The sequence below is a fragment of the Streptomyces sp. NBC_01808 genome (assembly GCF_035917395.1).
Classification (GTDB): domain Bacteria; phylum Actinomycetota; class Actinomycetes; order Streptomycetales; family Streptomycetaceae; genus Streptomyces.
This window is the reverse complement of the sequence record NZ_CP109072.1, coordinates 6,813,809-6,839,204: the sequence shown is the minus strand read 5'-3', so window position 1 is coordinate 6,839,204 and position 25,396 is coordinate 6,813,809. Positions and strand designations below refer to the sequence as shown.

The following is a 25,396-nucleotide window of genomic DNA, read 5'->3' as shown; positions in this document are numbered from 1 at the left end:
TACGCGATCGGGGGCACAGGGCGCCAGCCCTATCTTTCCGAACGCGGCCGTGATAGCGGGGTGTTGCGGACCCGTAGCCGACAGCAAGCCGTACGGGCCGACCGGCCTGCGGGAGGCAGGCGGGACTCAGCGGGCCGAGGACTCGTGCACGTACTCCACGAGCCGCGTGAGCGCGTCCGGGTCCGTCGTCGGGAGCACCCCGTGGCCGAGGTTGAACACGTGCCCCTCCAGCCCCGCCGCCGCCTCCAGCACCTCGCCGGCCTTGGCCTCCATCGCCTCGCCGGGCGCGAACAGCACCGCCGGGTCGAGGTTGCCCTGCAGCGCCTTGCCGGGGCCGAGGCGGCGCGCCGCCTCGTCCATCGGCACCCGCCAGTCGACGCCGACGACGTCGGCGCCGGCCTCGCCCATCGCGGTCAGCAGTTCGCCGGTGCCGACGCCGAAGTGGATACGCGGCACGCCGTACTCGGCGACGGCCGCGAAGACCTCGGCCGACGCGGGCAGCACCGCGCGCCGGTAGTCGGCGGGGGCCAGCGCGCCCGCCCAGGAGTCGAAGAGCTGCACGGCGGAGGCGCCGGCCTCGATCTGCACCCGCAGGAACGCCGCCGTGATGCCCGCGAGCCGGCCGACCAGCTCGGCCCACAGCTCCGGGGCGCCGTACATCATCGCCTTGGTGTGCTCGTGGTTGCGCGAGGGACCGCCCTCGACCAGGTAGCTGGCCAGCGTGAACGGCGCCCCGGCGAAGCCGATGAGCGGCGTGGCGCCCAGCTCCTCCGTCAGCCGGCCCACGGCCTCGGTCACGTACGGCACGTCGTCGGGCTCCAGCGGGCGGAGCTGCGCGAGGTCCGCGCGGCTGCGGATCGGCTGGGCGACGACGGGACCGACGCCCGGTTTGATGTCGAGGTCGACGCCGATGGCCTTGAGCGGCACGACGATGTCGCTGAAGAAGATCGCGGCGTCCACGCCGTGCCGCCGTACGGGCTGCAGCGTGATCTCGGTGACGAGGTCGGGCCGCCGGCACGAGTCGAGCATGGCGATGCCCTCGCGCAGCCGCCGGTACTCGGGCAGCGACCGGCCCGCCTGCCGCATGAACCACACGGGTGTGTGCGGCACTGGTTCGCGCCGGCACGCGCGCAGGAACGCGGAGTCGGCGGCGGGACCCGCGGGGGCGGTGGCCGTGGAAGCGGCACCGGCGGTGGACGTGGCGGAGGGGCGGGGGGCGCTGTCGGCACTCACCCCAGCATCTTCGCACGCGCGTGGGAGTCGAGATCCGGCCACCCGGGTGTCCCGCAGCGCTTCTGCACGCCGCGCCCCCTAGTCTTCCGGGCATGGTTGCGGCTCCTGGACACCTCGTCGACGAACCCGATGGCCCCCCGGAAGGCCGGCCGGGGGGCGGAGCCCTGCCGCCCCCGTTCCGGCGGGCCGTCGAGGCGCTCGACTCCGCTGCGGTACGCCCGGAAGTGACCCTGCAGGCGACGCGGGCGCCGCGGGGCATCGCCCCGTTCGCGTACGCCCTGGAGGCGGATGTCGACGAGGACGCGGGGGAGGACGTCGAGCCGGCAGACGGCCGGCTGGTGCTGCTGCACGACCCGGACGGGCAGGACACCTGGCGCGGTACGTTCCGCTTCGTCACGCTGCTGCGCGCGGAGCTGGAGCCGGAGATGGCCGCGGACCCGCTGCTGCCGGAGGTGTGCTGGTCCTGGCTGACCGGCGCGCTGGACACCCGCGGCCTGGGCTACGGCGAGCCCAGCGGCACGGTCACGCGCGCGTCCTCGCACCACTTCGGCGGGCTGGCGGAGCGCGGCACCACGACGAAGATCGAGATCCGGGCGTCCTGGACGCCGCAGCCGTCGCGCGCGGCCGGGGACGGCGCCCCGGACGCGGCGGCGCACCTGGCGGCGTGGGTGGAGATGCTGTGCCAGTGCGCGGGCCTGCCGCCGTCGGCCGCGCCGCCGGCGGCGGCGGAGCCGGACGCCGCGCCGATCGTGCCGCTGCCGCAGCGCCGCGGCTCGCGCCGGCGCTGAGCGCGCGGCCCTGAAGGCGGGCGGCCCCGGAGACGGACGGAGCATGCGGCGGGGCCGTCGGGGCGTACGGCTCAGCAGGGTCGGGGGCCGCCCGCACCCGCCCGGAGGGCGGCGACCGGCCGCGTGCCCCGCAGTCGATCGCCCATCCGAATTGTCCGTTTTTTCCTCACTAATTCGTGATCATTGCCTAAAGCCCCTCCGAGCTCCTGCCGAAGACGTGAGAGACCTTCCGTACGCGGTCCGTACGCGACACGGAACGTCCCGGCTCTCCCAGCCGGCCCCGTCCCCGCACACCGTCTGGAGGGACCTGGTGTCTGTTCTCCTCGAGCAACCCACAAGCCTGGTCGCCTACCGCCCCAACAAGCCGACGGCCATGGTCGTCGTGGCCGACCCCCGCGTGCGCTCGACCGTCACCCGCCATCTGTGGGCGCTGGGCGTGCGCGACGTGATCGAGGCGTCGTCCATCGCGGAGGCCCGCCCCCGGATCGCCAACCCCCGCGACATCTGCGTCGCCGACGTCCACCTGCCCGACGGCTCCGGCCTCACGCTGCTCTCGGAGGCGCGCTCCGCGGGCTGGCCCAACGGCCTCGCGCTCTCCGCAGCCGACGACATCGGCGCCGTACGCAATGCCCTCGCGGGCGGCGTCCGCGGCTACGTCGTCACCGGCACCCGCACCAGCATGGGCCTGCCCACCCGCCCCAACGCCGCGCACATCGGCGCCGCCGCGGGACGGCTGCACCACCGCCGCCCACCGGGCTCCCCCGGCGCCGGCGGCCACTCAGGTCCGCCCGGACATCCCGGCGGTTACCGCGAGCTGTCCGGCCGCGAGGTCGAGGTGCTGCGGCTGGTGGCGGAGGGCCAGTCGAACAAGGCCATCGGCGTCTCGATGGGGCTGTCCGCGCTGACCGTCAAAAGCCACCTCGCCCGTATCGCGCGCAAGCTCGGCACGGGCGACCGCGCCGGCATGGTGGCGGTGGCGCTGCGCACCGGGATCATCCACTGACCGGGGCCCGGTAACGGGCCCTCTCCAGGCAGCCGCGCGGCGCCCGTCGACGTAACGTTCCGTCGACGGGCGCTGTCGTGCACGACTCACAGATACCCTTGACACGTGACCGACGCCCAAGAGACCGCAGCAGAGGACAGACTCCCCGCACCCGGAGCACCGACTTCCGGATCGGCGCCGGTCCCCCTTCTCGATCCCCGCGAGGGCATCCCGCCCGTCACCGCGGACCCCGAGGCGCTCGCCGAGGTCGTCCGCGCGTTCGCCGGGGGCAGCGGCCCGGTCGCCATCGACGCGGAGCGCGCCAGCGGCTACCGCTACGGGCAGCGGGCGTACCTCGTGCAGTTGCGCCGGGAGGGCGCGGGCACGGCCCTGGTCGACCCGGTGGCCTGCCCCGACCTCTCCGGGCTCGCGGCGGCGATCGGCGATGCGGAATGGGTTCTGCACGCCGCGACCCAGGATCTGCCGTGTCTCGCCGAGATAGGCATGCGTCCTGGCGCGCTGTTCGACACGGAGCTGGCGGGGCGGCTGGCGGGCTTCCCCCGGGTCGGGCTCGGCGCGATGGTCGAGAACGTCCTCGGGTACGCGCTGGAGAAAGGCCACTCTGCCGTCGACTGGTCCACCCGGCCGCTGCCCGAGCCGTGGCTGCGCTACGCCGCGCTCGACGTCGAGCTGCTGGTGGACCTGCGGGACGCGCTGGCCGAGGAGCTGACGGCGCAGGGGAAGCTGGAGTGGGCGGAGGAGGAGTTCGCGGCGATCGCCGCGGCGCCGCCGCCGGAGCCGCGCCGGGACCCCTGGCGGCGTACGTCGGGCATGCACAAGGTACGGCGCAGGCGCCAGCTCGGCACCGTACGGGAGCTGTGGACGGCCCGGGACCGCATCGCGCAGCGGCGGGACATCTCGCCGGGCAAGGTGCTCGCGGACACCGCCATCGTGGAGGCGGCGCTCGCGATGCCGACGTCCACGCGGGCGCTGGCCGCGCTGCCGGGCTTCGGGCACCGCATGGGCCGGCGGCAGCTGGAGCAGTGGCTCGCCGCGGTGGAGCGCGCCCGCGCGCTGCCGGAGTCCGAGCTGCCGCAGCCGGGCCTGCCGCTGAACGGCCCGCCGCCGCCGCGCGCGTGGGCGGACAAGGACCCGGCCGCGGCCGCACGGCTGTCAGCGGCGCGGGCGGCGGTGACGGCACGCGCGGAGGAGCTGGGCCTGCCGCAGGAGAACCTGATCGCACCGGACACGGTGCGCCGCATCTGCTGGGAGCCCCCGAAGGACCCCACGGAGGAGTCGGTAGCGGCAGCCCTGACCAACCTGGGCGCCCGCCCCTGGCAAATCAACCAGGTCACCCCCCTCCTGACAGCAGCGGTCAGCAACTGACCAACGCGGCGGGAGCACCCCGGGCACGGCGTGGTCCTGATCGGACGGCGTGAGTGGCGCTGCCGCGCGGCCGACCGGCCCGGGAGCGGTGTGAGGCCCCGGCAACCGCCAGTCCCGCCGCCCCGGGCCCCCGGTATCGTCCGCCCGGTGAGGGTGCTGTGCGGCACAACTCCGGCAGGCCGCTGGGCACCGCCTGTTACCCGTGAGTAGCATGGGGGGCGAGCCGTGCCGTCCCCCGCGGGCCGGTGCCGCGTGAACCCGCATCCCCTCCGGAGGAGAGCCCGTGCCTCGTACCGCAAGGGACGTCGTCTTCGTCGACGGCGTCAGGACCCCGTTCGGCAAGGCGGGCCCGAAGGGCATCTACCACGAGACCCGCGCCGACGACCTCGTCGTCAAGTGCATCCGCGAGCTGCTGCGCCGCAACCCCGCCCTCGATCCCGCCACCGTCGACGACGTCGCCATCGCCGCCACCACCCAGATCGGCGACCAGGGCCTGACCATCGGCCGCACCGCCGGCATCCTCGCCGGGCTGCCGCCGACCGTGCCCGGGTACTCCATCGACCGGATGTGCGCCGGCGCCATGACCGCCGTGACGACGACCGCCGCCTCCACCGCCTTCGGCGCGTACGACATCGCCCTGGCCGGCGGCGTCGAGCACATGGGCCGGCACCCGATGGGCGAGGCCGTGGATCCCAACCCGCGGTTCGTCTCCGAGAAGCTCGTCGACGAGTCCGCCCTCTTCATGGGCATGACCGCGGAGAACCTGCACGACCGCTTCCCGCACCTGACCAAGGCCCGCGCCGACGAGTACGCGGTGCACTCCCAGGAGAAGGCCGCCAAGGCGTACGCGAACGGGCGGATCCAGGCCGACCTGGTGCCCGTCTCCGTCCGCCGCACCAACGCAGAAGCCGGCGAGACCGGCTGGGGGCTGGCCACCCAGGACGAGCCGATGCGCCCCGGCACCACGCTCGCGAACCTCGCGACGCTGAAGACCCCCTTCCGCGCCCACGGCCGGGTCACCGCCGGCAACGCCGCCGGGCTCAACGACGGCGCCACCGCCTCCCTCATCGCCGCCGAGGACGTGGCACGCGCGGCCGGGCTGCCGGTGAAGATGCGGCTGGTGTCGTTCGCCTTCGCCGGGGTAGAGCCCGAGGTGATGGGCGTCGGCCCGATCCCGTCCACCGAGAAGGCGCTCGCCAAGGCGGGCCTCGGCATCGGCGACATCGGCCTGTTCGAGATCAACGAGGCGTTCGCCGTGCAGGTGCTGGCGTTCCTCGACCACTTCGGCATCGCCGACGACGACCCCCGCGTCAACCAGTACGGCGGCGCCATCGCCTTCGGCCACCCCCTCGCCTCCTCCGGCGTGCGGCTGATGACGCAACTGGCCCGGCAGTTCGAGGAGCAGCCGCAGGTGCGGTACGGCATCACCACCATGTGCGTCGGCTTCGGCATGGGCGGCACGGTCATCTGGGAGAACCCGCACTTCGAGGGGGCAGGCAAGTGAGCAGCAGCACCGTGGAACTTCTCAAGGGCGCGGCGGAGCGCTTCCCCGACGAGGTCGTCACGCAGGCGCACGTACGCCACCTCGACCTGCCCGGCGGCGCGGGCCGGTTCGCGCTGATCACCCTCGACAACGGCTTCGACCACACCAAGCCGACCACCTTCGGCCCGCAGTCGCTCGCCGGCCTCGACGCCGCGCTCGACCAGGTCGAGAAGGAGGCCGCGGAGGGCGGGATCGTCGGCGTCGGCATCACCGGCAAGCCGTTCATCTTCGCCGTCGGCGCCGACCTCAAGGGCGTCGAGGTGCTCGGGCAGCGCGACGAGGCGCTGGCCATCGGGCGCGGCGGGCACGAGGTGTTCAAGCGGCTGGCCGACCTCGGCGTGCCGACGTTCGCGTACTACAACGGCGCCGCGATGGGCGGCGGCGTCGAGATCGGGCTGCACTGCACGTACCGCACCGTCTCCACCGCCGTGCCGGCGTTCTCGCTGCCGGAGGTCTTCCTCGGGCTGGTGCCCGGCTGGGGCGGCTGCACGCTGCTGCCGAACCTGATCGGCGCGGACCGCGCGGTCACCGTCGTGATCGAGAACAGCCTCAACCAGAACCGGCAGCTCAAGGGCAAGCAGGTCTACGACCTGGGGATCGCCGACGCGATCTTCGAGGGCGCCGACTTCCTGGAGCAGTCCCTCGCCTGGACGGGTGCCGTCCTCAGCGGTGAACTGGAGGTCGTACGCTCGGACATCGACCGCGGCGAGGCGTGGGACGCGGCGATCGAGCGCGGCCGCGCCGTCGCCGACGACAAGGTGCACGGCGCCGCCCCGGCGGCGTACCGCGCGCTGGACATCATGGCCGCGGCGAAGAACGGCGACCTGCGGCAGGGCTTCGCGGCCGAGGACGAGGCGCTGGCCGACCTGATCATGGGCGGCGAACTGCGGGCCGGGATCTACGCCTTCAACCTCGTGCAGCGGCGCGCCAAGCGGCCCGCCGGGGCGCCGGACAAGAGCCTCGCCCGGCCGGTCACGAAGGTCGGCGTGGTCGGCGCGGGGCTGATGGCCTCGCAGTTGGCGCTGCTGTTCGTCCGCCGGCTCGACGTGCCCGTCGTGCTCACGGACATCGACCAGGAGCGGATCGACAAGGGCGTGGCGTGGGTCCACGAGCAGATCGACATGCTGCTGCTGAAGGGCCGGGTGAACCAGGACGCGGCCAACCGGCTCAAGGCGCTGGTCACCGGGTCGCTGGACAAGGCCGCGGCGTTCGCCGACGCCGACTTCGTGATCGAGGCGGTCTTCGAGGAACTCTCTCTCAAGCAGCGGATCTTCGCCGAGCTGGAGGAGGTCGTCCCGCCGACCGCGATCCTCGCGACGAACACCTCGTCCCTGTCGGTGACGGAGATGGCCGCCGGGCTCAAGCACCCCGAGCGGGTCGTGGGCTTCCACTTCTTCAACCCGGTGGCGGTCCTGCCGCTGCTGGAGATCGTACGGGCCGCGGACACCGACGACGCCTCGCTGGCCACGGCGTTCGCCGTCGCCAAGAAGCTGAGGAAGTCGGCCGTGCTGGTCAAGGACGCCCCGGCGTTCGTCGTCAACCGCATCCTGACCCGCTTCATGGGCGAGGTGCTGGGCGCCGTGGACGAGGGCACGCCGGTGGAGGTCGCGGACGGGGCGCTGGCGCCGCTGGGGCTGCCGATGTCGCCGATCGTGCTGCTCGACCTGGTCGGCCCCGCGGTCGCCCACCACGTCGCGGGCACCCTCGCCACGGCGTTCCCCGACCGCTTCGCGCAGTCGGCGAACCTGGGCCGGGTCGTGGAGGCGGGCAAGCGGACGCTGTACGTCCATGACTCGGGCAAGCCGGAGCTGGACCCGGAGGTGGCGGCGCTCTTCCAGGTCGGCGACACGGTGCTGACGGAGGAGCAGGTACGCGACCGGGCGCTGGACGCCATCGCGCAGGAGATCCGGCTGATGCTGGACGAGGGCGTCGTGGCCGAGGCGCAGGACGTCGACCTGTGCCTGATCACCGGCGCGGGCTGGCCGTTCCACCTGGGCGGCATCACGCCGTACCTGGACCGGGCGGGCGTCAGCGAGCGCGTCACGGGCCGCCGGTTCCTGCCGCCGGGCGTGGCGAGCGTCCCGGAGTAGCGGTACGTCACCCGTGCCCCGGCCGCCGGTGCGCGGCCGGGGCACGTTCGTGTCGTACGGGCGTGGGAGGCTGGGCGGCATGGACGCACCCCTCCCGCTGCTCGTCGTGGACGCCGCCAACGTCGTCGGGTCGGTGCCCGACGGCTGGTGGCGCGACCGGCACGGGGCGGCGGAGCGGCTGCGCGACGGCCTCGTGCCGTACGCCTCGGCGGGCGTGGCGGGGCTGCCGGGTCCGGTGGAGGTGGTGCTCGTGGTCGAGGGCGCGGCCCGCGGGGTGGCGGAGGTGCCGGGGGTACGGGTCGTGGCGGCGGACGGCAGCGGGGACGACCGGATCGTGGCGGTCGTCGCGGAGGCGGCCGAGCGGGATCCGGAGCGCCGCGTGCTGGTGGTCACGGCGGACCGCGCACTGCGCGACCGCGTCCACCGCCACGGCGCGGCCACGGCGGGCCCGCGTACGGTCCGGCCCGTCTGACGCCCGCGGCACGGGCGGGCGGGCACGGGCAGGTGCGGACACACGGCGAAGGGGCGGCCCGCAGGAGCCGCCCCTCGTCCGCCGTTGTGGCACTCAGTCCCCGACGACCTTCGACACCCTGCCTTCCCCGGTGCTCTGGGCCGCGATGTCCTCGCCCGCGCGCCGGTCGAGCCGGGCGACCAGGCCGGTGACCTGGCGGGCGATGTCCGGGGCCGTCAGGCCGATGTCCGCCAGGACCTCCTTGCGGGAGGCGTGGTCCAGGAAGCGCTCCGGGATGCCGAAGTCGCGCAGCGGGATGTCGACGCCCGCGTCGCGCAGCGCCTGCGCGACGGCGGAGCCGACGCCGCCGGTGCGGATGTTGTCCTCGACGGTGACGACCACGCGGTGCCGCTCGGCGAGCGGCGGCAGCGCCGCGTCGACGGGCTTGACCCAGCGCGGGTCGACGACCGTCGTCGTGATGCCCTGCTTGTCGAGCAGCCCGGCGACCTCCAGGCACATCGGCGCCAGCGCGCCGACGGAGACCAGCAGCACGTCGGGGCGCTCCGCGCCCTCGGTGCCGGCCGCCGGCTCGTGGAGCACGTCCATGCCGCCGATCCGGCCGACCGCGGGGACCGCGGGGCCGACGGCGCCCTTGGAGTAGCGCACGACGGTCGGGGCGTCGTCGACGGCGACGGCCTCGCGCAACTGGGCGCGTACCTGGTCGGCGTCGCGCGGGGCGGCGATCCGCAGCCCGGGGACGACCTGGAGGATCGACATGTCCCACATGCCGTTGTGGGAGGCGCCGTCGCTGCCGGTGACGCCGGCCCGGTCCAGGACGAACGTCACCCCGCAGCGGTGCAGCGCGACGTCCATCAGCACCTGGTCGAACGCCCGGTTGAGGAAGGTGGCGTAGACGGCGAAGACCGGGTGCAGGCCGCCGGTGGCCAGGCCGGCGGCGGAGACCGCGGCGTGCTGCTCGGCGATGCCCACGTCGTAGACCCGGTCGGGGAAGGTCTCCGCGAACTTCTGCAGGCCCACGGGGCGCATCATCGCGGCGGTGATCCCGACGACGTCGGGGCGCTCGCGGCCGATCCGCACCATCTCGTCGGCGAAGACGGAGGTCCAGTCGGCGCCGCCCGCGGCCACCGGCAGGCCGGTGTCCGGGTGGATGACGCCGACCTGGTGGAACTGGTCGGCCTCGTCCTGGCGCGCGGGCAGGTAGCCGCGGCCCTTCTCGGTCAGGCAGTGCACGATGACGGGGCCGCCGAAGCGGCGGGCGCGCTGGAGGGCGGACTCGACGGCGGCGATGTCGTGGCCGTCGATGGGGCCGACGTACTTCAGCCCCAGGTCCTCGAACATGCCCTGCGGCGCGATGAAGTCCTTCAGGCCCTTCTTGGCGCCGTGCAGGGTCTCGTACAGCGGCTTGCCGACGACGGGCGTACGGTCCAGCAGCTCCTTGCCGCGGGCGAGGAAGCGCTCGTAGCCGTCGGTGGTGCGCAGGGTGGCGAGGTGGTCGGCGAGGCCGCCGATGGTGGGGGCGTACGAGCGCTCGTTGTCGTTGACGACGATGACGAGCGGGCGGTCCTGGGCGGCGGCGATGTTGTTCAGCGCCTCCCAGGCCATGCCGCCGGTCAGCGCGCCGTCGCCGATGACCGCGACGACGGCGGCGTCGCGGCCGCGCACCTCGTTGGCCTTGGCCAGGCCGTCGGCCCAGCCGAGGACCGTGGAGGCGTGGCTGTTCTCGATGACGTCGTGGTCGGACTCGGCCCGCGAGGGGTAGCCGGACAGGCCGCCCTTCTTCTTGAGCTTGCCGAAGTCCTGGCGGCCGGTGAGCAGCTTGTGCACGTACGACTGGTGGCCGGTGTCCCACAGCACCCGGTCGCGGGGCGATTCGAAGACCCGGTGCAGCGCGATGCTCAGCTCCACCACGCCGAGGTTGGGGCCGAGGTGGCCGCCGGTGCGGGCGACGGATTCCACCAGGAAGGTGCGGATCTCCGCGGCCAGCCGGTCGAGCTGCTCGGGACCGAGCCGGTCCAGGTCGCGCGGTCCCTTGATACGGGCCAGCAGTGCCACCCGTGCCTCCTTGCTGTCGCAGCCTGCCTTCGGGCCGTACGGCCCCGGGCCCCGCCGTCCGTGCGGACGTGCCGGGCCCGAAACGTCCGGTCGAGTCTAATGTTCCCGATGTCCGGTCGCTGATCCGACAGTGCGATGTATGCCACAGGTCCGCAACACCTACACCCCCGTACCAGGATCGGTACGGGGGTGCGGGCGGGTGGCGGGCGGGACGGCGGTCAGGCGCGTCCGGCCGTTTTCTGGGTGCGGCGGGAGACGGAGTCGATGACGACCGCCGCCAGCAGCACCGAGCCGGTGATCATGTACTGCACCGGGGCGTCGATGCCCTTGAGCGCCAGGCCCGACTGGATGGACATGATGACCAGCACGCCGAGCAGCGCGGACCAACTGCTGCCACGGCCGCCGTAGAGGCTGGTGCCGCCGATGACGGCCGCCGCGATGGCGTTCATCAGCAGCGTGCCGCCGCCCGCGCCCTGGTTCGCCGCGGCGATGGTCGACGTCATGAACAGGCCGCCGACCGCCGCCAGGGTGCCGGAGACGGCGAAGACCGCGATGCGCATCAGGTCGACGTCGATGCCCGCCCGGCGGCTGGCCTCGACGCTGCCGCCGAGGGCGAAGATCCGCCGGCCGAAGCCGGTGCGGCGCAGCGTGAAGTCCGCGCCGACGACCACGATGAGGAAGATGAGCAGCGCCAGCGGCAGGCCCTTGTACTGGTTCAGCACGTACGCCGGGACGTACGCGAGCACCGCGAGCACGGCCGTACGCAGGATGATCTCGCTCAGCGGCCGCGACGGCACCCCGGCAGCCTCGCGCCGCCTCGCCCCGAAGTACGCGGCGGCGAAGTAGCCGCCGACGGCGATCGTGGCCACGCCGTAGGCGGCGGCGACGTCGGTGAAGTAGTACGTGGTGAGCTTGCCGACCACGCCGTCGGAGTCGATGTTGATGGTGCCGGAGCTGCCCAGGATGTAGAGCATCAGGCCCTGCCAGCCGAGCAGCCCCGCGAGGGTCACGACGAGCGGCGGGACGCCGATCCGGGCGAAGAAGAAGCCGTGGAAGGTGCCGGTCGCGGTGCCGACCAGGATCGCGAGGATGATCGCCGGGACTTCCGGCATCCCCTCCTGGACGGCCAGCACGGCGAACACCGCGCCCGCGAGCCCGCTGACCGAGCCGATCGACAGGTCGATCTCGCCGAGCAGCAGGACGAAGATGATGCCGACGGCTATCAGCCCGGGACCTGCGATGTCGATGGAGATGTTCGACAGGTTCTGCGCGGACAGGAAGGCGTCGTCCAGGCCCTGGAAGATCGCCATGATGAGGATCAGGCCGACGATGACCGGGACGGAGCCCAGCTCACCGCCGCGCATGCGGCGCTTGAACTCGGTCAGATAGCCGGCGAAGCCCTGCTCGCGGACGACCAGCCGGGGGTCGACGGCGGTGACGGCGCCCTTGGCGACCCCGGGCGAGGACTCGGCGGGCGGGCTGTCGGCGGGTGCGCCGGACTTCGCCAGGTCGGGCTTCGCGGAGTCCTTCTTCTTGATCCCCTCGGTGCTCACTTCGCTGCCTCCGCACTTCCGCGCGCCGAGCGGCGCGTCACGGCGTTGTCCGTGGCGCCCGTGATGGCGGCGACGATCTCTTCCTGCGTCGTGGTCGCGACGTCGAAGACGCCGTTGTTACGGCCGAGGCGCAGGACGGCGACCCGGTCGGCGACGGCCTTGACGTCCTCCATGTTGTGGCTGATCAGCAGCACGGCGTGGTCGCGCTCGCGCAGCCGCTCGACGAGGTCGAGCACCTGGGCGGTCTGCTCGACGCCGAGGGCGGCGGTGGGCTCGTCGAGGATGACGAGCTTGGGGTCGCCGAGGAGCGAGCGGGCGATGGCCACGGTCTGCCGCTGGCCGCCGGACAGGGAGGCGGTGGGGATGCGGACGCTGGGGATGCGGATGGACAGGGTGGTGAGCAACTCGCGGGCGCGGCGCTCCATTTCGACCTCGTCCAGGACACCCGCGCGGCGGATCTCGCGGCCGAGGAAGAGGTTGCCGACGACGTCGAGGTTGTCGCAGAGCGACAGGTCCTGGTAGACGGTCGCGATGCCCAGGTCCTGGGCGTCGTGCGGCTTGTGGATACGAACGGGGCGGCCGCCCCACTCGATGCGGCCGTCGTCGATGGCGTGGACGCCGGCGACGGTCTTGACGAGAGTGGACTTTCCGGCGCCGTTGTCGCCGACGAGGGCGACCACTTCACCGGCGCGGACCTCGAGATCGACGTCGGTGAGTGCCTGGACGGCACCGAACCGCTTCGAGATCCCGCGCAACGCCAGCACGGGCGTAGCGGACACGTGAACCATCTCCTACAGGGGGATAGGGCGTGGACAAGATGAGGGCCCGGGTGCCCGGGGCCCCGCCGGCAGCGGGAGTGGGGTGGCGGGGCCCCGGGCACGCGGGTGGCTGGTGGCCGGCTCAGCGGCTCACTGCAGGCCGGCGTCCTTGCAGGCGGACGCGAACTTGCCCGCGCAGATCTCCTCGATCGTCCACAGGCCGTCCTTGACGACCGTCTCCTCGATGTTGTCCGTGGTCAGCGCGATCGGGTCGATGAGCACGGCGGGCACGCCCTGCTCGGACTCGCTGTCCACCGTGCCGGTCGCGACGGAGTCGACCTTCTCGCCGCGGGCCAGCTTGACGGCCATCTCGGCGGCGGCGTCGGCCTCGGGCTTGTACGGCTTGTAAACGCTCATGTACTGCTCGCCGGTGACGATGCGCTGCACGCCCGCCAGCTCCGCGTCCTGGCCGGTGACCGGCGGCAGCGGGTCGAAGTCGGCGGCCTTCAGGGCGGTGATGGCACCGCCCGCCATGCCGTCGTTGGCGGCGTAGACACCGATGATCTTGTCCTTGCCGACCGAGGAGATGGCGCCCTTCATGTCGGAGTTGGCGTTCTCCGCCTTCCACTCCTTGACGTCGTACTCCTTGCCGACCTTCACCTTGCCGTCGAGGACGGAGTGCGCGCCCTCCTTGAACATCGCGGCGTTCGGGTCGGTGACGGAGCCGTTGAGCATGACGACTTCGCCGTCCTTGGCCTTGTCGCCGAGCGCCTCCAGCAGGGACTCGGCCTGGACCTGGCCGACCTTGTTGTTGTCGAAGGAGGTGTACCCGCTGATCGGGCCCTCGGCCAGGCGGTCGTACGCGACGACCGGGATGCCGGCGTCGTCGGCCTCCTTGACGCTGGAGGCGACCGACTTGTAGTCGACGGCGTCCAGGATCAGCGCGTCGACCTCCTGCGTGATCATGGTGTCGACCTGCTGCTTCTGCGTGGTCGCGTCCTGCTTGGCGTTGTTGTAGATGACCTTCGTGCCCGGGGCCAGCTCCTCGATCTTCTTCTCGATCAGCGGCCGGTCGAAGTCCTCGTAGCGCGCGGTCTGGTCCTCCGGCAGGAGGAGACCTATCGTCAACGGCCCGTCGTTCTTCTTGTCGCCGCTGCCGGAGTCGTTGTCGGCCTCATCGGCGCTGCCACAGGCCGCGATGCCGACGGTCATGGTTACGGCGGCCAGTGCGACTGCCGCACGGCGCAGATAGGTGTGCACGGTCGAACCTCCCTGACGTGGCCGCGCCTTCGCGGCCGAGGTGTGAGGTAGTCAACTCGCCCGTAACCATGTCGTCAAGAAGTAAATGCTTAACGAGAAGGATACGATCGTCTGGTTTCTCTATGTGAACTCATCCGTCTGTGAGAACGGGCGCGAGGACCGGCACGGCGCCGTCAAGGATCGAACGGTCGCCCATCTCGCTCAGCACCAGTGCCAGCGCCCCGAGCACCTCCGCGCGGCTGCCCAGCGCCCCGGAGGCCAGGGCGAGCTGGCGGGCGGCGCTGGGGATCGCGTAGCGCGCGACGGACTCCCCTATGGGCTGCAGGATCAGCTCCCCGGCCTCGGCGAGATCGCCGCCGAGGACGACCCGGCTGGGGTTGAGCAGGTTGCACAGGCTCGCCACGCCGCTGCCGATGTGCCGGCCGACGTCGGCGATCACCCGGCGGCAGCCCGGGTCGCCGTCCCGCGCGAGCTGCACCATGCGCTCCACGGTCAGCCCGGGGCCGTGGCTGGCCTCCAGCAGGCCGAGGATGTAGCGGCCGGCGGTGAACGTCTCCAGGCAGCCCCGGTTGCCGCAGCGGCAGACGGGACCGGACTCGTCCAGCGTGATGTGCCCTATCTCGCCGGCCGTGCCGCCGGGGCCGCGGTAGAGCTGGCCGTTGATCACCAGGCCGGCGCCGACGCCGCTGGCGACCTTGATGTACGCCACGTCCTTGGCGCCCCGGCCGCTGCCCCAGACCAGCTCGCCGAGGGCGCCGAGGTTCGCGTCGTTGTCGACGTAGACCGGGACGCCGAGGCGGGACTGCAGGTCGTCGCGCGGGTTCGTGCCGGTCCAGCCCGGCAGGATGGTGGTGGAGCCCAGCACGCCGGTCTCGGTGTCGATCGGCCCCGGCACCCCGAGGCCGACGCCGACGACCTTGTCCGCGGGCACGTCCGTGGCCCCCACCAGGCGGCTCACCAGCGCCTCCGCACGGTCCAGGCCCTGGGTCGCCGACGCGTCCACGTCGATCGGCTCGGACTCCTCGGCGAGCACCTGGTGCGCCAGGTTGCCCACGGCCACCCGCAGGTGCGTGTGCCCGAAGTCGACCCCGACGACGATCCCGGCGTCCCCGCTGAGGGACACCGCCCGCGCGCGCCGCCCGCCCGCGGAGGTGGGCGTGACGCTGACCGTGCCGCTCTCCTGGAGCTCCCGGACGATGTTGGAGACCGTCGCGGCCGACAGCCCGGTGCTCCGCGCGATCTGCGCCTGCGTGAGCGAACCGGACAGTCGCACGGCGCGCACGACGCGCTCAAGATTTGCCCGGTGCAGCGAGGACTGCGAGCCCGGAGTCTCCACGGCCATCCACTCCTGGTTCGGCGGGCGACACGACGGCCCCCCACCTCCCGGGCCACGCCGATGGGACCCGGATCGCCTACAACTTGTGAAGTCTAGGCTTGACGCCCATGGTTACCGCCGTCAAGACCTTGACGGCGTGACTATTCCGTAACCCGCACAGATCCACGTCACCGGGACCGTCGCCGCCGCCCCGCGGGCCCGGACTCCCGGCGGACCGGGCGAGGCCGGCCACCGCCCGCCGGGCGCCGGGCGGGCCGCGTACCTACGTAACGGCTATGTCGCGAACTGGCAGCAGGCGGTGGTCCGTCCGGGACGTGGCTCGATAACGTTGCCCCGAACATGACGCGCGGGGGACGCACAACCGCTCGGGAGACCGAACGCTCCGAGCCCTCACCGGACCTCTCCCTGCCGCAGTCAGCCTGACGACGCTGGGAGTTGGTCATCGATGCGGCACCGCACCCTCGGCCGGGTGACGGCCACAGCCCTCGGCGCGGCGCTGCTGCTCACCGCCTGCGGCGGCTCGGACGACGGCGGCGGAGACGAGATCGTGGGCGCGAAGAACAACACCTCCGAGTCCCCCAGCGCTCCCGCGGAAGAGGACCCGGACGCCCCCGCCTTCACCTTCCCCGACGACCTCAAGGCAGACGTGGAGCCCGCGGACACCGGGGACGAGAAGAAGGACGCGGTGCTGCGCGACCAGGGCTACGCGCTCAGCGCCATGGTGGAGAGCTACGGGCGGCAGAAGGCCACGGCCAACTTCGAGCAGTACTGGCAGGATCCGGCCTACACGACCTATGTGCAGGACTTCGAGCGCTTCGCCGACGAGGGGCAGCGCATCGCGGGCACCGGGCGGTACTTCGACCGCGAGGTCAAGCAGGTCAAGGCGGTACGGCGCTGGTCGTGTTCTGCGAGGACCAGAGCGACGGCTACGTCGTCGACGCGGAGACCGGCAAGAGCGTGGGCGCCGAAGGCGGCGAGAACGACGCGGTGATGCGGCTGTACCGGCAGACGCTCACGCGCACGGACGACGGCACCTGGAAGGTGACCGAGTCCGACTGGACGGAGGGGGACGGAACATGTCGGTGAGCTCGGGGAGCGGGGCGGTCATACGCCGCTCGGGGATGGGCCTCGCCGCCGCGGTCGGCGTGACCGCGATGCTGCTGACCACCACGCAGCCCGCGTACGCGCAGGGCGGCGGCTGGGGCACCGGCGGAGGCGGCGAGTCGGACGGCGCCGACGGCATCGGCGCGGTCAGCCAGGTGAAGATCACCTCGACCGGCGGCGACCCCTCCGCCCCGCCGATGACCCCCGTCCAGGGCAACTGGACTCCCCCGCCCTGCTGGTACGAGCCGGTCAGGACCTCCGAGGAGATGGCGGAGTGGGGGCCCGGCACCTGGACGAACCCGGAGAGCGCGCAGGCCGACTGGATCCGGGAGTGGGAGGACAAGGAGTGGAACAAGGACAAGGACGGCGCCTGGTGGGACGTCGTCTACAACCCGGACTTGAGCAGGGACGAGGCGCTCCAGGCGTGTGACATCCTCCAGGGAAATCCCTTCTGGGTGGACCAGGGGGACGTGCCGGAGGACGGTCCGAGCATCAGCCCCGAGATGCTCGCGGAGATCGCCTACAACGCGACCAAGCTGCCCGCCCCGCCGGTGAAGCTGAAGCCGGACCTCGCGCTGCAGAAGGTCAACCTGCCGGTGCACGCCACGTTCCAGAGCGACACCGGGCTCCAGCGGGTGGCGACCACCGCCAGCGTCGACCTCCTCGGCGTGCAGTTCGCCGCCACCACCGTGGCCACGCCCAAGAAGCTGCGGATCGACGCCGGCACCGAGTACGCCGAGCCGGAGTCGTGCACCTACGACCTCAGCGGCGGCGGCGCGGGCGGGTACGACGTCGACACCGAGGACGCCGGCTGCAACGTGACGTACCGCAAGTCCTCCGGCGAGGGCACCTACGCGCTGGAGGCGTCGCTCACCTGGGAGGTCCACTGGACCGCCTCGGCGAACCCGGACGGCCCGCCGGAGCCGGGCGACCCGCAACTGCCCGAGGGCATGTCCTCCGGCACGTACGACGTGACCGTCAAGGAGATCCAGACGGTCGTACGCTGAGCGCCGCGCGGAGCGGCCGGTGCGGTGGACCCGCACCGGCCGCTCCGCGCTTACCGCACCGCGTCCTGCGTCACCGCGCCCTACTTCACCGCGCCCGCCGTGAGCCCCGACTGCACCTGGCGCTGGAAGATGATGTACACGATCAGGATCGGCAGCGCCGCCATCACCAGCCCCGCGAAGAGCCTGCCGTAGTCGGAGCGGTAGCCGGCCTGGGCGAAGAGCAGTCCGATGCCCTGGGTGAGCACGTAGTCGTCCTCGTTGCCCTGGTTGAGCGCGAAGGGCAGCACGTACTGGTTCCAGTGCCCGAGGAAGTTGAAGATGCCCACGCTGATCAGGCCGGGTTTCGCCATGGGCAGCATCACCTGGAAGAAGATCCGGGTGTGGGAGGCCCCGTCGATCTCCGCGGCCTCGGAGACAGACGAGGGCAGGGTGCGGAAGAACGTGGTCATGAAGAAGATCGTGAACGGCATGGAGTACGCGATGTACACCATGATCAGCCCGTGCCGGGTGTCGAGCAGGGAGAGGTTCTTCATGACGAAGAACAGCGGCACGAGCGCCATCACCACGGGGAAGGCCATGCCGCCGACGAAGGTGAAGTAGACGATGCGCGCGCCCTTGAAGTCGAACCGGGCGAGCACGTACGCGGCCATGGACCCGAAGAGCATGGTCAGCGGCACGGAGATGGCCACGATGAGCAGGGAGTTGGCCGCGTACCGGCCGATCCGCGCCCGGCTCCAGGCGTTGGACCAGTTCGCCCAGTCGATGCTGCTGGGCAGCCCCCACGGGTTGGCCAGGATGTCGCCCGAGTCCTTCAGGGCGTTCATCAGGGCCCACACCAGCGGGCCCGCGGCCAGCACGGTCCACAGGATCAGGAAGCCGTGCGAGAAGACGTTGAGTACGGCGCCTTCGATCTTCTTCCGCGGCTCCAGCAGCGGCGACCGCGACGTGTCGTCCGCCACGTCCGCCTTGTCGAGCGCGGGTGGGCGGTCGGTGGGTTCCGCAGTGGTCATGACCTGGCCTTCCGGATCGTGCTCTGCACTCGATGCTCGCTACCCGATGCTCAGTACTCGACGCGGTCGCGGCGGCGGCCCACGGACAGCGCGGCCACGGCGAGGATCATGGTGAGGATGAACAGCGCGACGCCCATCGCCGCGCCCCTGCCGGCCTGCAACTGGCCGAAGCCGGTGTTCCAGAGGTAGACGCCGAGCACCATGGTGGAGTCGTCGGGTCCGCCCGGTCCCTGGGTGATGATGTTGACGACGGCGAACGACTCCGCGCCGAGCGCCATGATCCCCATGTACACCCAGCCGGTCTGCACGGTGTCGCGGATGAGCGGCAGGGTGATGCGGAAGAAGGTCGACGCCCGGCTGGCGCCGTCCAGCAGCGCGGATTCGTAGATCTCCTTGGGGATCTGCCCGATGGCCGCGGAGAACAGGACCACGAAGAACCCGACCATGGCCCAGCACATCACGATCATCACGGCCCACAGCGCGAACTTCGAGTCCGCCAGCCAACCGCCGTTCGGCGACAGCGCCTCGGGCAGGACGGGGTCGAGCAGACCGACGTCGGGTTTGAAGATGTAGCCCCACAGCGCGGCGATCACCGCGATGGACAGGGCCTGCGGAAAGAAGTACACGATCTTGTACATCTTGGCGCCGCGGACCCCGGAGACCGCCTCGCCCTTCTGGTGCCGGCCGCCGACGGTGACCATGAAGGCGAAGAACAGGCCGAGGCTGAGCGTCACGAACGGGACGGCGAGGGCGAGGATCAGGTTGTTGCGGACGGCGGCCCAGAAGGTCGAGTCGTCCAGCAGCCTGGAGTAGTTCTCGAACCCCACCATGTTGAAGTCGCTGCTGACACCGGTCCAGTCGGTGAGCGAGTAGTAGAAGGTCTGGATGAACGGCGAGATGACGAACACCGCGTACAGCCCGAGGGGGACGATGAGGAATCCCGTGACGAAGCGGTACTTGAGGTAGGTCCGGTACCGCGGAGAGCTGCGGAAGCTCGTTTTCCGCGGTGTGCCGGGCACCGGCCGCCCGGTGGCTTTCCCGGGCTCCCCGACTTTCGTCACGGCAAGGCCGTCGTCCGTCATTCCGGCGCCCCCATCTCGCTCGCTCACCGACTGGATCCGCCGTTTCAGTGCTTGTACTTCTTGATGCTGTCGTCCTGGGCCGTCTCGTCGGCGATGCCCTGGATCTTGTCGATGGCCTCGGCGGGCTTGATGCCGCCCTTCATCATGTCGCCCCAGACGAAGACGATCTTCTCCCGGTACGGGGTCGGGTACCAGTCGGGGAACCGGGGGTTGAGGAAGTTCTCACCGGCGCCGTCGAGGAGCCCGACGGCGGTGGTCAGCCCGGTGCCGAGCTGGAGGCCCTCCTCGGAGCCCTCGACGCAGGCCAGCGACGACACCAGCTCGGTGAAGCCCGCCGCGGACTTCTTGCTCAGCATGTTCCGCAGGAACTCCATGGCGCCCACGGAGTTCTTGCCTTTCGCCGGCACGATGAAGGGCTCGCCTGCCTGCGCCCAGATGGTCTCGAACGGCATCGCGTCGGAGCTGTCGAGGTTCGGCGACGGGGAGACGGTCATCTGGAAGTCGGGGGGCGTGGTGTCCTTGGACTCGTTCTCCACCCACGAACCGTTCGGGATGAAGATGCAGTTGCCGCGCTCGGTCCAGTCGGTCTGGACGTCGGTGTGCGTCTTGCCGGGCGAGTTCTTCAGGACGTAGCCCTTGTCGTACAGCTCGTAGTGCGCCTCCATGACGCCCTTGACGGCGTCGTGCTTCCAGGCGTTGGGTTCGAGGTTGTCGATCGCGTCGAGCACCTCGACGCCGCCGACCTTGCCGATCATCGGCAGCATGCTGAAGCCGAGGTACTGGGGGTAGACGCCGGTGTACGCGAATCCGGCGATGTTCTGCTTCTTCGCGTCGGCGCAGATGGCGAGCATGTCGTCCCAGGTCTTCGGGTACTCCCAGCCGTTGTCGTCCAGCAGCTTCTGGGAATACCAGAGCCCGAACACCGAATAGGCGATGTTCATCCGGTAGACCTTCTCGTCACCGTACTGACCCATCTCGACGGTGCCGTCGCGCAGGGTGTCGCGGACCGTCTTGTTCGGGTCGTCGATGGACGGGGCGTCGAGCAGCGGGGTGAGGTCCGCGAGCTGCCCCTGCGTGATGAGCGCGGGCACGTCCATGGCCTCGTCGCCGGAGTTGTTGATGAGGTCCGGCGGGTCGCCGGCCGCCATCCGGCCCTGGACCTTCGACTGGATCTTCTCCGTCGAGCCGGTCTTCACCTTGCCGAAGTTCTTCTGGTACGCGGTGGCGTCGTCGTCGACGTACTTCGTACCGAAACCGCCGTCGAACATCAGTACTTCGAGTTCGGCGTTCTTGTCCACACCAAGCGGGTTCTTGTCGGTCTTGTCGCCCTTCGCACCGCCGCCGTTGTCGTCGTCGCCACCGCTGGCACACGCCGACAGCGCACTGACGGTGGGGACGGAGATCAGACCGAGGGCCACGGCCCGCTTGATCAGATCGCGGCGACCGACATGCGAGTTGGATCCCATGCTCAAGTCCTCACTCTCTCCAGGACTCAGGCGGTGTACCGGATCCCCGTTGGGACGTGCCTCATGGTGCAGGAGCCGATTACCGCGGTCATCTGTTACGTGAGTGGTGCAGGGTGGTGCGCCGGAGGGTGGGGGTGCCGCCGGGTGCGGACAGGTATAGTCCACTCGGCGCCGCCTTATCAAGATCGAATACAAGGTTCACCAAGAGTATTTCCCGACTTGAGACCTGCGGGAAACGCGCCGGAGCCCCACCCGCACCCGGCCGGCCGGACCACCCGCCACGCAACCCCCCAACTGCCATTGGTCCAGCCTTTTGGAGCCCTCGTTCCGCAGCTCCGGGCTCCGCCCGGGGCAGCCCGGAATGTCCCGATCAGCGCCAGGTCCGTACGTCCACGAGGGTGCCGGCGCGGAGATCGACGCGGCCCCGGACGTCGCCCGCGCGAAAAACCCCGCGCCCTCCCGGAGGGAGGCGCGGGGTTTCCGTCTGGCGGTGAGGGGTCAGTCGCGGATGAGGGAGCGGAGGACGTACTGCAGGATGCCGCCGTTGCGGTAGTAGTCCGCCTCGCCGGGGGTGTCGATCCGTACCACCGCGTCGAACTCCACGCCCGTGTCCGTCGTCACCTTCACCGTCTCCGGGATCGCGCCGTCGTTCAGGGCCGTGATGCCGGTGAAGGTGAAGGTCTCCTCGCCCGTCAGGCCCAGCGACTGCGAGGTGGCGCCCGCCGGGAACTGCAGGGGCAGGACGCCCATGCCGATGAGGTTCGAGCGGTGGATGCGCTCGTACGACTCGGCGATCACCGCGCGGACGCCGAGCAGCGCCGTGCCCTTGGCCGCCCAGTCGCGCGACGAGCCGGAGCCGTACTCCTTGCCCGCCAGCACCACCAGCGGGGTGCCGGCCGCGGCGTAGTTCTGGGCCGCGTCGTAGATGAAGGAGACCGGCGCGTCCGCACGGGTGAAGTCGCGGGTGTAGCCGCCCTCCGTGCCCGGGGCGATCTGGTTGCGCAGCCGGATGTTGGCGAAGGTGCCGCGGATCATGACCTCGTGGTTGCCGCGGCGGGAGCCGTAGCTGTTGAAGTCGCGGCGGGTCACGCCGTGCTCGGTGAGGTACTTGCCCGCCGGGGTGTCCGCCTTGATGGCGCCGGCCGGCGAGATGTGGTCGGTGGTGACCGAGTCGCCGAGCAGGGCCAGCACGCGGGCGCCCGCGATGTCCTCGACCGGCGCCGGGTCCATGCCCATGCCCTCGAAGTACGGGGGCTTGCGCACGTAGGTGGACTCGGCGTCCCAGGCGAAGGTGTCGCCGGTCGGGATCGGCAGCGCCTGCCACTGCTCGTCGCCGGCGAAGACGTCCTGGTACGACTCGGTGAACATCTCCTCGCCGATCGCGGCGGCGACGACCTGCTCGACCTCCTGCTCGCTGGGCCAGATGTCCTTCAGGTAGACCGGCTTGCCCTCCTTGTCCGTGCCCAGCGGCTCGCGGGTGATGTCGGTCTTCATGGTGCCCGCGAGCGCGTACGCGACGACCAGCGGCGGCGACGCCAGGTAGTTCATCTTCACGTCGGGGTTGATCCGGCCCTCGAAGTTCCGGTTGCCGGAGAGCACCGAGGTGACGGCCAGGTCGTGCTCGTTGACGGCCTTGGAGATCTCCTCCGGCAGCGGTCCCGAGTTGCCGATGCAGGTGGTGCAGCCGTAGCCGACGAGGTTGAAGCCGAGCTTGTCGAGGTACGGGGTGAGCCCCGCCCGGTCGTAGTAGTCCATGACGACCTTGGAGCCCGGCGCGAGCGTGGTCTTCACCCACGGCTTGCGGGTCAGGCCCTTCTCCACCGCCTTCTTCGCCAGCAGCGCCGCGCCGACCATGACGGACGGGTTGGAGGTGTTGGTGCAGGAGGTGATGGCGGCGACGGTGACGGCCCCGTGGTCGATCTCGTACGTCGTGCCGTCGGGCGCGGTCACCGGGATGACGCGGGTCGGTACGCCGTTGGAGGAGGCGGGGGCGTCGGAGGCGGGGAAGGACTCCTTGCCGGGCTCGTCGGCGTCCTCGACGTAGTTGCGCACGTCGAGGCGGAACTGCTCGGCGGCCTTCGACAGCTCGATGCGGTCCTGCGGGCGCTTCGGCCCGGCGAGTGACGGCACCACCGTGGCGAGGTCCAGCTCCAGGTACTCGGAGTACTCCGGCTCGTGCGCCGGGTCGTGCCACAGGCCCTGGGCCCTGGCGTACTCCTCGACCAGGGCGAGCTGCTGCGCGTCGCGGCCGGTGAGCTTCAGGTACGTGATCGTCTCGGCGTCGATCGGGAAGATCGCGGCGGTGGAGCCGAACTCCGGCGACATGTTGCCGATCGTCGCCCGGTTGGCCAGCGGGATCTGGCCGACGCCCGCGCCGTAGAACTCGACGAACTTGCCGACGACGCCGTGCTTGCGCAGCATCTCGGTGATGGTCAGCACCAGGTCGGTGGCGGTGGTGCCGGTGGGCAGCTCGCCGGTGAGCTTGAAGCCGACCACCCGCGGGATGAGCATCGAGACGGGCTGGCCGAGCATCGCCGCCTCGGCCTCGATGCCGCCGACGCCCCAGCCGAGCACGCCGAGGCCGTTGACCATGGTGGTGTGGCTGTCGGTGCCGACGAGGGTGTCGGGGTACGCCTTGCCGTCGCGGACCATGACGACGCGGGCCAGGTGCTCGATGTTCACCTGGTGCACGATGCCGGTGCCGGGCGGGACGACCTTGAACTCGTCGAACGCGGTCTGCCCCCAGCGCAGGAACTGGTAGCGCTCGCGGTTGCGCCCGTACTCCAGCTCCACGTTGACCTGGAAGGAGTCCGGGGTGCCGAACTTGTCGGCGATCACGGAGTGGTCGATGACCAGCTCGGCCGGGGCCAGCGGGTTGATCCGGGCGGCGTCGCCGCCCAGGTCCTTGACGGCCTCGCGCATGGTGGCGAGGTCGACGACGCAGGGGACGCCGGTGAAGTCCTGCATGATCACGCGGGCCGGCGTGAACTGGATCTCCCGGCTCGGCTGCGCGTGGGAGTCCCAGCCGCCCAGGGCCCGGATGTGGTCGGCGGTGATGTTCGCGCCGTCCTCGGTGCGGAGCAGGTTCTCCAGCAGCACCTTCAGGCTGTACGGGAGCCGGGCGGCACCGGGCACCTTGTCCAGCCGGAAGATCTCGTACGACTCGCCGCCCACCTGCAGCGTGCTGCGGGCGTCGAAGCTGTTCGCCGACACGACAGTCTCCTTCGTCATTCGCGTTCCACCGCAATCCTGCCGCTACGTCCGAAGCGGGGCGACTTGAGGGTGGCACCTTCGGCAGATATCTCGATGTCGAGATAAACCTTACTCCATGGCTCCGCCGAGGTGCTCACCCGTGTCGGGTACGGGACGGGGGCCGCCCCGCCGCGCCCCCGGTGGTACCGCAAGGGTTGACCCGGTCGGGTCAGACCGGCTTGCGGGCCACGCCGCCGTACATCGCGATGTGCGAGTTCGGCACCGACTCGCCGATGCCGTCCGGCCGCCAGTGGTGGACCAGGGTCACGCCCGGGTCGATCGGCTCCAGGCCCGCGAAGAACCGCTCCGCCTCGGCCCGGTCGCGGATCTGCAGCGGGATGCCGCGCTCGTTGTACTCGCGGCCGACGCCCGCGACGCGCTCCGGGTCGGTGTCGCCGGTGAAGACGGTCAGCGCCAGGAAGCTGCCCGGGGCCAGCGCGCCCAGCAGCCGGGCGACGATGCCCTGCGGGTCGTCCTCGTCGAGGATGAAGTGGACGATGGCGATGAGCGACAGCGCGACCGGCCGGTCGAGGTCGAGCACCTTGCGCAGTTGGGGGTCGCCGAGGATGGACTCGGGGTCGCGCAGGTCGGCCTGGATGTAGCCGGTCCTGCCCTGCTCGGTGCTCTGCAGCAGCGCGCGGGCGTGGGCGAGGACGATGGGGTCGTTGTCCACGTACACCACCCGGCACTCCGGGGCGACCTCCTGGGCCACCTCGTGGAGGTTCGGCGGTGTCGGTATGCCGGTGCCGATGTCCAGGAACTGCCGTACGCCGTAGTCGCGGGCCAGCGTCCTGGTGACCCGGTGCATGAAGACGCGGGTCTGCTTCATGGAGGTCGGCAGGCTGGGCCAGGCGCGCACCGAGGCGTCGCCCGCGGCGCGGTCGGGGGCGAAGTTGTCCTTGCCGCCGAGGAGGTAGTCGTAGACCCGCGCGGAGTGCGGGCGGTCGGTGTGCAGGTCGATCTCGGGCTCGGCGTCGCCGGGTAAGGGGTTCATGGTGTGCGGTGCACCTTTCTCGTCGTAT

At 71.4% G+C, this 25,396-nt stretch carries 19 protein-coding genes; 8 read left to right on the top strand and 11 right to left on the bottom strand.

Translation table 11 applies throughout. The features are described 5' to 3' along the window. Positions 1 to 126: 126 nt before the first annotated feature. Complete coding sequence (gene hemE, locus OG946_RS30165) at positions 127 to 1,134, bottom strand: uroporphyrinogen decarboxylase (protein WP_326800406.1); 1,008 nt, start codon at positions 1,132 to 1,134, stop codon at positions 127 to 129. A gap of 191 nt (positions 1,135 to 1,325) precedes the next feature. Here hemE and OG946_RS30160 point away from each other — a divergent pair, with 191 nt between their 5' ends. From OG946_RS30160 to OG946_RS30135, 6 genes are all read left to right on the top strand, one after another. Further along, a complete protein-coding gene (locus OG946_RS30160; protein ID WP_326799117.1) occupies positions 1,326 to 2,021 on the top strand; it encodes a DUF3000 domain-containing protein in 696 nt (231 codons plus the stop codon). 310 nt (positions 2,022 to 2,331) lie between these two features. Then, on the top strand, positions 2,332 to 3,024 hold the full coding sequence (locus OG946_RS30155; RefSeq protein ID WP_326799116.1) for a response regulator transcription factor: 693 nt from the start codon (positions 2,332 to 2,334) through the stop codon (positions 3,022 to 3,024). 105 nt (positions 3,025 to 3,129) lie between these two features. Next, positions 3,130 to 4,389 carry a ribonuclease D gene (locus OG946_RS30150; protein WP_326799115.1) on the top strand — a complete coding sequence of 420 codons (1,260 nt, stop codon included), beginning with the start codon at positions 3,130 to 3,132 and terminating at the stop codon, positions 4,387 to 4,389. A gap of 283 nt (positions 4,390 to 4,672) precedes the next feature. After that, positions 4,673 to 5,893, top strand: a complete 1,221-nt coding sequence (locus tag OG946_RS30145; protein ID WP_326799114.1) for a thiolase family protein — start codon at positions 4,673 to 4,675, stop codon at positions 5,891 to 5,893. Then, positions 5,890 to 8,022, top strand: a complete 2,133-nt coding sequence (locus tag OG946_RS30140) for a 3-hydroxyacyl-CoA dehydrogenase NAD-binding domain-containing protein (RefSeq protein ID WP_326799113.1) — start codon at positions 5,890 to 5,892, stop codon at positions 8,020 to 8,022. Before OG946_RS30145 ends, OG946_RS30140 begins: the two co-directional genes overlap by 4 nt. 79 nt (positions 8,023 to 8,101) lie before the next feature. After that, complete coding sequence (locus OG946_RS30135) at positions 8,102 to 8,494, top strand: NTP pyrophosphohydrolase (protein WP_326799112.1); 393 nt, start codon at positions 8,102 to 8,104, stop codon at positions 8,492 to 8,494. A 93-nt stretch (positions 8,495 to 8,587) separates the two neighbouring features. Here OG946_RS30135 and dxs read toward each other — a convergent pair whose 3' ends face one another. The 5 genes from dxs to OG946_RS30110 all read right to left on the bottom strand — a co-directional run bounded on the left by dxs (position 8,588) and on the right by OG946_RS30110 (position 15,453). Further along, on the bottom strand, positions 8,588 to 10,546 hold the full coding sequence (gene dxs, locus OG946_RS30130) for a 1-deoxy-D-xylulose-5-phosphate synthase (protein WP_326799111.1): 1,959 nt from the start codon (positions 10,544 to 10,546) through the stop codon (positions 8,588 to 8,590). Positions 10,547 to 10,764: 218 nt separating this feature from the next. Next, positions 10,765 to 12,099, bottom strand: coding sequence for a sugar ABC transporter permease (locus OG946_RS30125; protein WP_326799110.1), 1,335 nt, complete (start codon positions 12,097 to 12,099; stop codon positions 10,765 to 10,767). Continuing rightward, positions 12,096 to 12,887 (bottom strand): ATP-binding cassette domain-containing protein, encoded by a 792-nt coding sequence (locus OG946_RS30120; protein WP_047018641.1) that lies wholly within the window; start codon positions 12,885 to 12,887, stop codon positions 12,096 to 12,098. Before OG946_RS30120 ends, OG946_RS30125 begins: the two co-directional genes overlap by 4 nt. A 120-nt stretch (positions 12,888 to 13,007) precedes the next feature. Beyond that, complete coding sequence (locus OG946_RS30115) at positions 13,008 to 14,117, bottom strand: ABC transporter substrate-binding protein (protein ID WP_326799109.1); 1,110 nt, start codon at positions 14,115 to 14,117, stop codon at positions 13,008 to 13,010. Between the two features lie 130 nt (positions 14,118 to 14,247). Continuing rightward, entirely contained in the window at positions 14,248 to 15,453 is a 1,206-nt protein-coding gene (locus OG946_RS30110) for an ROK family transcriptional regulator (protein ID WP_326799108.1), read from the bottom strand. Between the two features lie 445 nt (positions 15,454 to 15,898). Between OG946_RS30110 and OG946_RS30105 the strand changes: the two genes are divergently transcribed. Continuing rightward, positions 15,899 to 16,444: a hypothetical protein gene (locus OG946_RS30105; protein ID WP_326799107.1), complete on the top strand. Its 546-nt coding sequence runs from the start codon at positions 15,899 to 15,901 to the stop codon at positions 16,442 to 16,444. 85 nt (positions 16,445 to 16,529) lie between these two features. Beyond that, positions 16,530 to 17,564 (top strand): hypothetical protein, encoded by a 1,035-nt coding sequence (locus OG946_RS30100; RefSeq protein WP_326799106.1) that lies wholly within the window; start codon positions 16,530 to 16,532, stop codon positions 17,562 to 17,564. 80 nt (positions 17,565 to 17,644) lie between these two features. Here the strand turns inward: OG946_RS30100 and OG946_RS30095 are convergent, their stop codons facing one another. From OG946_RS30095 to OG946_RS30075, 5 genes are all read right to left on the bottom strand, one after another. Continuing rightward, positions 17,645 to 18,574 carry a carbohydrate ABC transporter permease gene (locus OG946_RS30095; protein ID WP_326799105.1) on the bottom strand — a complete coding sequence of 310 codons (930 nt, stop codon included), beginning with the start codon at positions 18,572 to 18,574 and terminating at the stop codon, positions 17,645 to 17,647. A gap of 50 nt (positions 18,575 to 18,624) precedes the next feature. Then, positions 18,625 to 19,656: a carbohydrate ABC transporter permease gene (locus OG946_RS30090; protein WP_326799104.1), complete on the bottom strand. Its 1,032-nt coding sequence runs from the start codon at positions 19,654 to 19,656 to the stop codon at positions 18,625 to 18,627. A gap of 44 nt (positions 19,657 to 19,700) precedes the next feature. Next, on the bottom strand, positions 19,701 to 21,122 hold the full coding sequence (gene ngcE, locus OG946_RS30085; protein WP_326799103.1) for an N-acetylglucosamine/diacetylchitobiose ABC transporter substrate-binding protein: 1,422 nt from the start codon (positions 21,120 to 21,122) through the stop codon (positions 19,701 to 19,703). A 498-nt stretch (positions 21,123 to 21,620) separates the two neighbouring features. Next, positions 21,621 to 24,335: an aconitate hydratase AcnA gene (acnA, locus tag OG946_RS30080; protein WP_326800405.1), complete on the bottom strand. Its 2,715-nt coding sequence runs from the start codon at positions 24,333 to 24,335 to the stop codon at positions 21,621 to 21,623. A gap of 208 nt (positions 24,336 to 24,543) precedes the next feature. Further along, positions 24,544 to 25,368, bottom strand: a complete 825-nt coding sequence (locus OG946_RS30075) for an SAM-dependent methyltransferase (protein WP_326799102.1) — start codon at positions 25,366 to 25,368, stop codon at positions 24,544 to 24,546. Positions 25,369 to 25,396 lie beyond the last annotated feature (28 nt).

Bases quoted from the DNA above. Each gene is read 5' to 3' on its own strand.
- OG946_RS30160 (WP_326799117.1), top strand. From the start codon at position 1,326: ATGGTTGCGGCTCCTGGACACCTCGTCGACGAACCCGATGGCCCCCCG.
- OG946_RS30135 (WP_326799112.1), top strand. From the start codon at position 8,102: ATGGACGCACCCCTCCCGCTGCTCGTCGTGGACGCCGCCAACGTCGTC.
- OG946_RS30120 (WP_047018641.1), bottom strand. From the start codon at position 12,887: ATGGTTCACGTGTCCGCTACGCCCGTGCTGGCGTTGCGCGGGATCTCG.
- OG946_RS30105 (WP_326799107.1), top strand. From the start codon at position 15,899: ATGCGGCACCGCACCCTCGGCCGGGTGACGGCCACAGCCCTCGGCGCG.
- OG946_RS30100 (WP_326799106.1), top strand. From the start codon at position 16,530: ATGTCGGTGAGCTCGGGGAGCGGGGCGGTCATACGCCGCTCGGGGATG.
- OG946_RS30095 (WP_326799105.1), bottom strand. From the start codon at position 18,574: ATGACCACTGCGGAACCCACCGACCGCCCACCCGCGCTCGACAAGGCG.
- OG946_RS30090 (WP_326799104.1), bottom strand. From the start codon at position 19,656: ATGACGGACGACGGCCTTGCCGTGACGAAAGTCGGGGAGCCCGGGAAA.
- ngcE (WP_326799103.1), bottom strand. From the start codon at position 21,122: ATGGGATCCAACTCGCATGTCGGTCGCCGCGATCTGATCAAGCGGGCC.
- OG946_RS30075 (WP_326799102.1), bottom strand. From the start codon at position 25,368: ATGAACCCCTTACCCGGCGACGCCGAGCCCGAGATCGACCTGCACACC.